Source organism: Pedobacter psychrodurus, from assembly GCF_032678585.1.
Lineage (GTDB): Bacteria > Bacteroidota > Bacteroidia > Sphingobacteriales > Sphingobacteriaceae > Pedobacter > Pedobacter psychrodurus_A.
In genome coordinates, this window is record NZ_JAVTSN010000034.1 from 77,335 (window position 1) to 88,031 (window position 10,697).

Sequence of the window (10,697 nt, forward strand, 5' to 3'; positions counted from 1 at the left end):
TTATGAAAAAAGTTTTGTTGTTTTTTATGTCGTCTCTTTTATTTAGTGCTGGTTTTGCACAGAATGTAGATTTTGTCAAGCGTAATGGCGCGCTAAAAGTTATGGGAGGTAAGATTCTGAACAGTAAAAATGTAGAGCCACAGCTCCGGGGTGTAAGTTTATCATGGAGTATCTGGGGAGGGAAAAAATATTACAATGCCGATGTGGTAAACTGGCTTCAATCTGATTTTAATATCAGTTTATTGCGTGTTTCTATGGCAGTACAGCCAGATGGTGGTTATTTGCAAAACCCGGTTGAGCAGGAACAGCTGGTGAGCAATACCATCGATGCAGCCATAAAAAAAGGCTTATATGTGCTTATCGATTGGCACGATCACCACGCAAATGAACATCTGGAGCAATCAAAGAAGTTTTTTGCCGGCATGGCCAGAAAATATGCCGGTACGCCGAATATTATTTATGAAATATTTAATGAGCCCGAAAAAATAGAATGGCAAACGGTTAAAGATTATGCTGTAAAAGTGATTACGGAAATCAGAAAATATGATGCTGAAAATATAATTATTGTGGGCAGTCCACATTGGGATCAGGATATTGATGTTGTTGCCCAAGACCCCATTAGAGGATTTAGCAATATTGCGTATTCTTTTCACTTTTATGCTTCAGAACCTAGTCATCAGGAACTTTTAATGGAACGGGCCAACGAAGCAATTGTTGCCGGTCTGCCTATTTTTGTGACCGAGTGGGGTGTAGGTGAGGCCAGTGGCGATGGGAAATTTGATCTCGGGAAAACGGCTAAATGGTTTGACTGGATGGAAAAGAATAAATTAAGCTGGGCAAATTGGAACATTACAGATAAAAAAGAAACTACCGCAATATTACAGCCAGGCGCATCTCTGTCAGGGAATTGGAAGCTTGATATGCTTACCCCTGCAGGGCTTTATATCAGGACCCAACTCAAAAAATTAAATAAATAACAGCCAATTATGAAATTTGGATTTCTTCTATTAATTGCCTTTTTTGTTAGCTATGTAGCTTATGGACAGGGAAATAATTATGTTCAGAATTATAATAAATTCGATGGACTGGCATTAACCCCGCCTATGGGATGGAACAGCTGGAACAAGTTTGCCTGTAATGTAGATGAAAAATTGATCAGGGAAACGGCTGATGCGATGATAAGTTCGGGCATGAGGCAGGCCGGTTATACCTACATTAACATTGATGATTGCTGGCATGGAGACCGTGATAGCTTAGGTTTTATCCACCCGGATCCAAAAAGATTCCCTTCAGGAATGAAAGCTTTGGCCGATTACATTCACAGTAAAGGATTGAAGTTGGGATTATATTCTGATGCCGGTTCTCAAACCTGTGGTGGCCGCCCTGGAAGTAGAGGGTACGAATTTCAAGATGCATTAACCTATGCTGGATGGGGAATTGATTATTTAAAGTACGATTGGTGCAATACAGATGGATTAAAAGCCGAAGGTGCTTATAAAACAATAACGGCAGCCTTGCGTAAAGCAGGCAGACCTATGGTTTTGAGTATCTGCGAATGGGGATCAGATAAACCTTGGGTCTGGGGGCCAGCAGTTGGTCATCTCTGGCGTACCAGCGGAGATATTTTTAATTGTTTTGATTGTATTGAGGATCACGGCACATGGAAATCTTGGGGGGTGATGCAGATTTTGGATAAACAGGACGGTTTGCGCCAATACGCAGGGCCTGGACAATGGAACGATCCGGATATGCTCGAAATCGGAAATGGGAAATTAACACCTGGGGAAGATAGGGCTCATTTTGCGATGTGGGCAATGCTGGCTGCTCCATTGGTTGCTGGCAACGATATTCGGAATATGGACAGGGAAACTATTTCGGTTTTGATCAACAAAGATATTATTGCAATCAATCAGGACGCTTTGGGGATTCAGGGTTTTAGGTATTCGAAAAAAGATGGCTTTGAAATCTGGTTTAAGCCACTAAGTAATGGGAGATGGGCCGCCACTTTTTTAAACCGCGCTGCCGAAACTAAAAAGATAGATTTTAATTGGCATAATGAAAAGGTTAAGGATGAGGTTTTTCATAAAGACTTAAACGCAGCATCTATTTTATATAAAATCAAAAATGCCTGGTCAGGGAAATCTGTTGGTACAACAAAAAATAGTTTAAAAACAGAAGTTCCGCCCCATGATGTTTTGACTATAGTTCTGGTGCCGTAAAATTTTCTCAATGAATTTTATCGATCAGTGTTTATTTTGATGCATTTTGACAAAGGGGACGAAACCTATATTAACCATTTTCAAATAGCTATATAAAAACTCTTGTTCCCGAGAAGTTTTCCCTAAATTCTTTGGGTGTACAGTGCTTTTTCTTTTTGAACAAGCGGTTAAAGTTCGAAATATTATTAAAACCGCAATTGTAAGAAATTTCGGCAACCGAATGGGTGGTTTCAATAAGCATCCGGGTAGCATGGCCAAGCCGGATTTCGTTTAAGCTGTCAATAAATGTGTTTCCAGTACGTTTCTTGATAAACCGGCTAAAAGAAACTTCCGTCATGCTCACCAGTTTTGATAAATCCTTTAAGGTGATGGGTTTGTCGAAATTAGCATTCATAAATTCAAATGCTTTATCAATTCTTCTGCTGTTGTAATTTAAAACCTGGTCATTGTTAAAAGTTGCATCCGATAAAACCCGCAGGCTTTTCGACGTTGATAGATCATGAAGAATACTCATCAGTTCTAAAACAGAATCAAATCCCTGCAACTGGTTAATGGCCAAAATGCGATGGTATACTTTTTCAATAGTCTCTCTTGGAAATAAAATCCCTCTTACCGAGCGTTCGAACATTTTTCGGATAAAGCTGAGCTGATTTCTACGCAACATTTTATCGTCAAAAAGATCTTTATGCCATTGGATCGTTACCTCGGTAATTTCTTCGCTTTTACAGTTATGGGTTGTCCAAACATGAGAGAGATTCGGTCCAACCAGCACCAGCTCCATGTCGGTGATTTCTTCAATGTTATCACCAACAATCCGTTTCGCACCCGGAGCATTTAAAATTAAATTCAGTTCAAATTCTTCATGAAAATGAAGCGGAAAATCAAAGTCTTGCTTTACCCTTGAGAAAATAGTGAAACAATCATTTTGCGTAAGCGGAGTGATTTCTTTAATGATGCTCGTCATAACATATAAGTTCAAAAAAAATATCTTTAAGATAAAAGAACATTGATGCAATGTAATAAAAATATATTTGTCTATTAATATATTAAGCCATAATTTGAGGTTAAATAATATATATAATATACTAATTGGTTAAAATAGTATTATTGTTTAAGTGAATTACATCGGTATTTTAGGTTATTATTTTATGCGCCAATATACTAGCCAAATTATAACCTTATGACCAAAAAGATACTTCCATTTTTCCTGTTTTTCTGCTTGCCTTTTCTTACTGTTTTTGGTCAGTTAACAGATATAAATGCAACGCCGCAAACGAGCAATTTGTATAAAAATTTAAGCAGGTTATCTGGTAAAGAAGTGTTGTTTGGGCATCAGGATGATCTGGCTTATGGAGTAGGTTGGAAATATCAGGATGGAAAGAGTGATATCAAAGATTTGACTGGCGAATATCCGGCCGTTTTTGGTTGGGATGTTTCTGGTCTGGAAACCGACCAAAAAAAAAATATTGATGGTGTACCCTTCGAAAAAATGAAACAATACATCAAAAAGGCATACGATCTAGGAACAATAAATACTTTGAGTTGGCATATGGATAACCCGGTAAACAGTAAAAATTCTTGGGATACCAGTTCAATGTCCGTTAAATCTATACTTCCAACAGGTTCAAAACACATGTTATACAAAAGCTGGCTGGATAAGTTTTCGATATTTGTCAAAACATTAAAAGGTGCCGATGGCAAAGTGATACCGATATTGTTCAGGCCTTTTCATGAAAACGGTGGAGGTTGGTTCTGGTGGGGTGCAAAATCTTGCACAGCTCAGGAATATAAGGCGCTCTGGCAATTTACAGTCACTTACTTAAGGGACAAGAAAAAACTGCATAACCTTATTTATGTTTTTAATCCCTGCGATTTTACAACAGAAGAGCAATACCTGGAGCGATATCCCGGCAATGATTTTGTAGATGTGTTGAGTTTTGATTACTACCAGTATGGAGGGGCTGAAATGGGAGCGTCATATAGTCAAGATGTTGCCAGGAATTTAGCCATCCAGCATAAAATAGCGAAACGAAGTAAAAAATTAAGTGCAATAGCTGAAACTGGATTCGTTGAAGTTCCAGATCCAAACTGGTGGACAAATGTTTTTGCAGCCGCTATTCGGGAAAATAAGCCCTCTTATGTGCTGTTTTGGCGCAATGCAGGCTATCGCGAAAAGGAAAAGGACAATCATTATTATGCACCCTATCCGGGCCAGGTTTCTGCAACAGATTTTTTAAAGTTCGTCAGGCAAAATAAGATTCTTCTCCAAAGAGGACTGCAAAAATATTCGATCTATAAAAAGTAGAGCATGAAAAAAAAATCTCCATTAATGGTTTTCATATTTTTTATAGTCCTTTCTACTTGCTATGGACAAAAAACTGTTATAGAAAATAATACCATCGATGCAAAAGCAACTGCCGAAACGAAAGCCTTATTCTCTAATTTAAAGAATCTGGCAGGAAAAGCTGTTCTTTTTGGCCAACAGGATGCGCTAATGTATGGCGTTGGCTGGAAAGGCGAATACGATAAGAGCGATGTTAAGCTGGTAACAGGCGCTCATCCGGCTCTTTTTGGCTGGGACCTGGAAGCCATTGCCAAAGATGATACAGATGAAAATTTAAATGAAAATGCCCAAAAACTTAAAGGTTATTGTTTGCAGGCTTATAAAATAGGTGGCATCAATACATTAAGCTGGCATGTTCAGAATTTTGTAACGGGGAAGAATTTTTATGATACCACCAAATGCGTATCTTCTATTTTGCCCGGAGGAGCAAAACATACGGCATTTACAAAGGCACTGGATCAGGTAGCGTTGCTTATTAAATCTTTGAAAACCGATAAAGGAACTTCCATTCCGGTTATTTTTCGCCCCTTTCACGAAAATACCGGCAATTGGTTCTGGTGGGGCAAACCATTTTGTAGCACTGAAGAATATAAAGCGTTATGGCAATTTACGGTTCAATACCTTAGGGATAAAAAGCAATTGCATAACATTATATACGCTTATTCTCCCGACCGAACTTCGGGGAATTTCGAAAATTACATGGAGCGTTATCCCGGCGATAACCTTGTGGATGTACTTGGCTTTGATAACTATTACGAATTTAAAGACCTGAATGATGAAAAATCAATTGATTTAGCTGTAAAATCAATTGGGCAGATCTGTAATTACGCAATTTCAAAAAACAAAATTGCCGCATTAACAGAAACCGGGCAGGAGAAAATTGTTCAGCCCAAATGGTTTACAACAGTTTTTAATAAAATAATGAACGATACCGAAGCCTACAAAATATCTTATCTGATGGTTTGGCGAAATGCGCATACAGGCCATTTTTATGCACCATATCCCGGCCATCCCAGCGAAAATGATTTCAAAGAATTTTATAACAATCCCAAAACACTTTTTCTTAAAGATCTAGGGGACATATATGGCACAATAAATCCTTTGATATCATCCAATTAAACAATTTCTATCCCAACCAACCTAAATAATGAAGTTACAATTAATAGACGTTTTAATCATTATCCTGTACCTGGCCACTATGATTTTCATTGGCTTTTGGTATCGGAAAAAAGCTAGGCAGAACAAGGAAAGTTACATGATGGGCGGAAAATCACTGCCTTGGTATAAACTTGGACTGAGTGATGCATCAGATATGTTCGACATCAGCGGAACTATGTGGATGGTTGCCTTGTGCTTTGTTTACGGCTTGAAAAGCATCTGGATCCCCTGGTTGTGGCCCGTATTCAACCAGGTTTTTATGATGATGTTCTTAAGTAAATGGCTACGGAGAAGTAATGCAAATACAGGTGCAGAATGGCTGCAAACCAGGTTTGGCTCGATTGGGAAAGGGGTAAAGGGCTCTCATGTCGTAGTAATCGCATTTGCATTGATCAGCTGTTTTGGGTTCCTTGCCTATGGTTTTATTGGCCTGGGGAAATTCATGGAAATTTTTATTCCATGGGATCATGTGAAAAATTATGTGCCCTTTGATGTTCCTGCAAAATACGTCCCACATTTCTACGGAATTGTGTTTACGCTTTTCGCCATGTTCTATTCCATTTTGGGTGGAATGCACAGTATCGTTTTGGGAGATATGATTAAATATGCCTTTATGACGATCGGTTGTGTTGCCATTGCAGTAATCGCAATGACCCATTTGCACGGACAGACTTTAAATGTTCCAAAGGGCTGGGATGATCCGTTTTTCAGTTGGAAACTCGACCTGGATTGGAGTAAAATTGCTGCCGATGCCAATAAAAAAATCGCGGATGATGGATTCAGCCTGTTTGGCATCTTTTTTGGCATGATGCTCTTAAAAGGTGTTTTTGCATCACTGGCGGGGCCGGCGCCAAACTATGATATGCAAAAGGTGCTGAGTACCAGGAGCCCGAAAGATGCCAGTAAAATGACCGGCTTTGTAAGCATCATCTTATTGCCCATCCGTTATTCTATGGTGATCGGCTTAACCGTGTTGGCGCTGCTATATTACAATCAGATTTATTTAAAAGGCCCGGATGGCGTTACCGATTTCGAACGGATTTTGCCTGCTACCATTAATAATTTCCTTCCGGTCGGCATCCTGGGGATTGTACTAACAGGCTTGCTCGGCGCATTTATGGGTACTTTTAGTGGAACGCTGAATGCTGCACAGGCTTATATCGTAAATGATATTTACATAAAATACATCAATCCTAAAGCCAGTACCAAAAAGGTAATCAACATGAATTATATCGTTGGCGTTGTAGTGGTAGCAATTGGTGTGATCCTGGGATTTTTCGCCAACAATGTTAACGATATTCTGCAGTGGATAGTTGGCGGGTTATACGGTGGTTATGTAGCTGCAAACTGTTTAAAATGGTATTGGTGGCGCTTTAATGCGAACGGATTTTTCTGGGGAATGGCAGTTGGTATTGCAGCGGCATTGGCAATGCCTTATGTAACACATGGCTTGCCACTTTACTGGTGGCCATTGCTTTTCGTACTTTCTATGATCGGATGTGTTGTGGGTACTTATGCCGCACCTCCAACGGAAGAAGCGATACTAAAATCATTTTATAAAACCGTTAGACCGTGGGGATTTTGGACGCCAGTCCATAACCTGGTTGTTGCAGATGATCCAACATTTCAGGCCAATAATCGATTTAAACTCGACATGTTCAACGTGGTGCTGGGTATAATTGCTCAGCTCTGCCTAACCATTTTGCCGATGTATTTCATTTTGACTATGCACACACCACTTTTGATCACGATTGCCATTTTAGCGGTAATTGTGATCATCCTGAAAAGAACCTGGTGGAATAAATTAGAAGATTAAAAAAGATAATAAAATATTTTTATGATAGATTTTGAAAAAAGAAAACAGCAACTAGAAGAGGCGCATAAATATTTAGTTGCACTAAAAAATAAAAAGGCCGTTTTGGGGAATGGTATTTTCGATCGGTACGAAAATGCGATTTTAACCGCTGCTCATACACCTTTAAACTGGAAATATGATTTCAATCCGCAAACAAACCCCAATTTGTTGGAGCGGATAGGCATTAATGCAACGTTTAATGCAGGCGCAATTAAATTTAACAATAAATATATTTTGGTTGTAAGGGTAGAAGGAACCGACCGTAAATCCTTTTTTGCTGTTGCCGAAAGTGAGAATGGAATTGATCATTTTACATTTTGGGACCAGCCGGTAACGCTCCCTGAAACCAGCGAACCAGATACCAATGTTTACGATATGCGTATTGTTGCCCATGAGGATGGCTGGATGTATGGTTTGTTCTGTACCGAAAGAAAAGATCCTACTGCGCCTGCGCATGATCAATCCATGGCCGTTGCGCAATGTGGTATTGTGCGTACAAAAGATTTAAAAACCTGGGAACGTTTAGCTGATTTAAAAACGCCATCCCCACAACAGCGGAATGTGGTGCTGCACCCTGAATTTGTAGATGGAAAATATGCCTTTTATACCCGTCCGCAGGATGGTTTTATTGAAAGTGGAACCGGAGGCGGAATTGGATTTGGATTAAGCGCTTCCATTGAAAATGCAGTGATCGAAAAAGAACTGATTGTTGATAATAAAAATTACCACACCGTTTATGAAGCTAAAAACGGAATGGGACCTGAACCGATTAAAACTGAACATGGCTGGCTGTTTTTAGCTCATGGGGTAAGAAATACAGCTGCTGGATTACGTTACGTATTGTACATGTTTATGACGGATTTAAACGATCTGACCAAAGTCATACATAAACCGGCAGGTTATTTTTTGGCTCCTGAAGGGGAGGAACGTATTGGGGATGTCTCCAATGTGGTATTTAGCAATGGGTGGATTTTGGATGAAGATGGAACCGTATTTATTTATTATGCATCTTCTGATACACGGATGCATGTGGCAACCAGCTCATTGGATATCCTTGTAGATTATGTAATGAATACCCCTGCAGATAAGCTGCGCTCAGCCGCTACGGTGAACAGAATTTTAGCAAATATTGAAAAGAATACGGTAAGTACAGTAATTTCGGGACAGGTTTGAAATTAGATTTAGCAAAATACCGGGAAGAATTAAGCTCAGAATTGGAAAATATTCTGAGTTATTGGATGAAATTCACAATTGATGAAGTTAATGGTGGATTTATTGGAAAGATTGATAACGATAACCAGATCGATTATACCGCGCCGAAAGGAAGTGTATTAAACGCAAGGATTCTCTGGTCATTTTCTTCAGCGTATCATTTAAAGCCAAACCCTGATTATCTCAAAATTGCAGGTCGTGCTTTTGAATACATAATAGCGCATTTTATTGATGACGAATTTGGCGGTGTTTATTGGTTGCTCGATGCAAAAGGAAAGCCCCTGGACACTAAAAAACAGGTTTATGCCATAGCTTTTACCATTTATGCTTTTAGCGAATATTTTATGGTCAGTAATCACGAGCTTGCTAAAGAAAAGGCTGTTAATTTGTACAAAAACCTGATCGATCATAGTTACGACGTTGAAAATGGTGGCTATTTTGAAGCTTTCAGCAGAGAATGGAAGAGTTTGGAAGACCTGAGATTGAGTGAAAAAGATGCGAATGAAAAGAAAACAATGAACACGCATTTGCATGTTTTAGAAGCTTTTACAACGCTTTATAAAATTTGGCCGGATGAAGATTTAAGGCTTAAAATTATAGCGCTCATTCATAATTTCACCTCACATATCATTAATAATGAAACCGGAAATTTAATCCTGTTTTTTGATGAAAACTGGACTCCTAAATCAGATATTATTTCTTTTGGGCATGATATTGAAGCAGCCTGGTTATTGCTCGAAGCCGCAGAAGCTGTACGTGATGATGCCCTTATCGAAGCAATAAAGTGCGCTTCGGTAAAAATGAGTCAGGGGGCTAAAAATGGACTAGATGCTGATGGCAGTTTATGGTATGAATACGAGCCTTCCAAAAATCATATCATAAAAGAAAAACATTGGTGGGTACAGGCTGAGGCTATGGTTGGCTTCTTTAATGCCTGGCAAGTTTCAGAAGAGCCACAGTTTTTAGAACTTAGTATTCAAAACTGGGCCTTTATAAAAGATAAAATCATTGATCATGAAAAAGGCGAATGGTTTTGGGGGCTAGATGAGTACGGAGCAATTATGAACGCTGAAGATAAGGTCGGAATCTGGAAATGCCCGTATCATAACAGCAGGGCGTGTATAGAATTAATTCGGAGAATCAACTTTTCAAGTAGTTCAGGTCTTTAATCCCGGACAACTCTTTCGGTTCAAAGGTTCCCGGTGTGGGGTGTTTTGATGATGTTATCTCTAAAATTTTAGACGCAATTATATGAATCCTTTCAACTTTAAATCGTCCACTATGGGTTCAATAAGCAATAAAAAGGCTTTTAAATATTGAAAGTACTCCCACTGATCGGTACTGACTAAAGCCTTTGATTTTTCTAAGGCTTTTTGTGTTCTAGGTAATTGTTTGTCAGGTGCATAAGTCGTATTGAAGGGTTTGTTTTAACGGTTTGTCCAGCATAATTAAAAATTCTCCATTTCGGGATAGATCGAACCAACAATATATCTATACTCTTCGATTTTATCTAAAAAATACAATTTGTTAATCTTTTAACAGAATTAGGAATCAAATGTATATTTCACTAATAGTTAACCCTCCATTTCCGTGCATAGTGGCCGCTAAATGGAGTGCCGGGTAAATACAATAATTAGCTTAACATTGAAAAAGCTCCAAAACGACCGTTTTGGAGCTTTTATCAGACAGGTGCTATAAGGATTTAAGCCAATCGACAACCTGTTCACGGGTCTTTCCCGTTTTTTGTTGCAGTTTTCCGTAAAGCTCATCATCTTTTCCTTCTTCGTACTTTAGATCATCTTCGGTCAGATCTGCATAGGCCTGTTTCACTTTTCCTTTTAACCTGAGTTCGATAATTAATCGTTGAAAAATTTGTAACCATGGCAGTAAAATAGTATATTTAAGTATC

Annotated in this window: 9 protein-coding genes; 7 read left to right on the forward strand and 2 right to left on the reverse strand. The window is 38.9% G+C overall.

Annotation, left to right across the window (positions count from 1 at the left end; all coding sequences use genetic code 11):
- The first annotated feature begins 2 nt into the window (after positions 1–2).
- Entirely contained in the window at positions 3–977 is a 975-nt protein-coding gene (locus tag R2S57_RS20640; RefSeq protein WP_316846833.1) for a glycoside hydrolase family 5 protein, read from the forward strand.
- A 9-nt stretch (positions 978–986) separates the two neighbouring features.
- Positions 987–2,219 carry a glycoside hydrolase family 27 protein gene (locus tag R2S57_RS20645; protein WP_316846834.1) on the forward strand — a complete coding sequence of 411 codons (1,233 nt, stop codon included), beginning with the start codon at positions 987–989 and terminating at the stop codon, positions 2,217–2,219.
- Between the two features lie 88 nt (positions 2,220–2,307).
- Here R2S57_RS20645 and R2S57_RS20650 read toward each other — a convergent pair whose 3' ends face one another.
- Positions 2,308–3,183 carry an AraC family transcriptional regulator gene (locus R2S57_RS20650; RefSeq protein WP_316846835.1) on the reverse strand — a complete coding sequence of 292 codons (876 nt, stop codon included), beginning with the start codon at positions 3,181–3,183 and terminating at the stop codon, positions 2,308–2,310.
- Positions 3,184–3,399: 216 nt separating this feature from the next.
- Between R2S57_RS20650 and R2S57_RS20655 the strand changes: the two genes are divergently transcribed.
- The 5 genes from R2S57_RS20655 to R2S57_RS20675 are packed head-to-tail and all read left to right on the forward strand — an operon-like array spanning position 3,400 to position 9,957.
- Positions 3,400–4,524, forward strand: a complete 1,125-nt coding sequence (locus tag R2S57_RS20655) for a glycoside hydrolase family 26 protein (RefSeq protein ID WP_316846836.1) — start codon at positions 3,400–3,402, stop codon at positions 4,522–4,524.
- Positions 4,525–4,527: 3 nt separating this feature from the next.
- Entirely contained in the window at positions 4,528–5,682 is a 1,155-nt protein-coding gene (locus R2S57_RS20660; protein WP_316846837.1) for a glycoside hydrolase family 26 protein, read from the forward strand.
- A 28-nt stretch (positions 5,683–5,710) separates the two neighbouring features.
- A complete protein-coding gene (locus R2S57_RS20665) occupies positions 5,711–7,537 on the forward strand; it encodes a sodium:solute symporter family protein (protein ID WP_316846838.1) in 1,827 nt (608 codons plus the stop codon).
- 21 nt (positions 7,538–7,558) lie between these two features.
- Entirely contained in the window at positions 7,559–8,749 is a 1,191-nt protein-coding gene (locus R2S57_RS20670) for a glycosidase (RefSeq protein WP_316846839.1), read from the forward strand.
- On the forward strand, positions 8,746–9,957 hold the full coding sequence (locus R2S57_RS20675; RefSeq protein ID WP_316846840.1) for an AGE family epimerase/isomerase: 1,212 nt from the start codon (positions 8,746–8,748) through the stop codon (positions 9,955–9,957). The genes R2S57_RS20670 and R2S57_RS20675 overlap by 4 nt, the downstream gene beginning before the upstream one ends.
- 523 nt (positions 9,958–10,480) lie before the next feature.
- Here R2S57_RS20675 and R2S57_RS20680 read toward each other — a convergent pair.
- Positions 10,481–10,660 carry a CsbD family protein gene (locus R2S57_RS20680; RefSeq protein ID WP_316846841.1) on the reverse strand — a complete coding sequence of 60 codons (180 nt, stop codon included), beginning with the start codon at positions 10,658–10,660 and terminating at the stop codon, positions 10,481–10,483.
- Positions 10,661–10,697 lie beyond the last annotated feature (37 nt).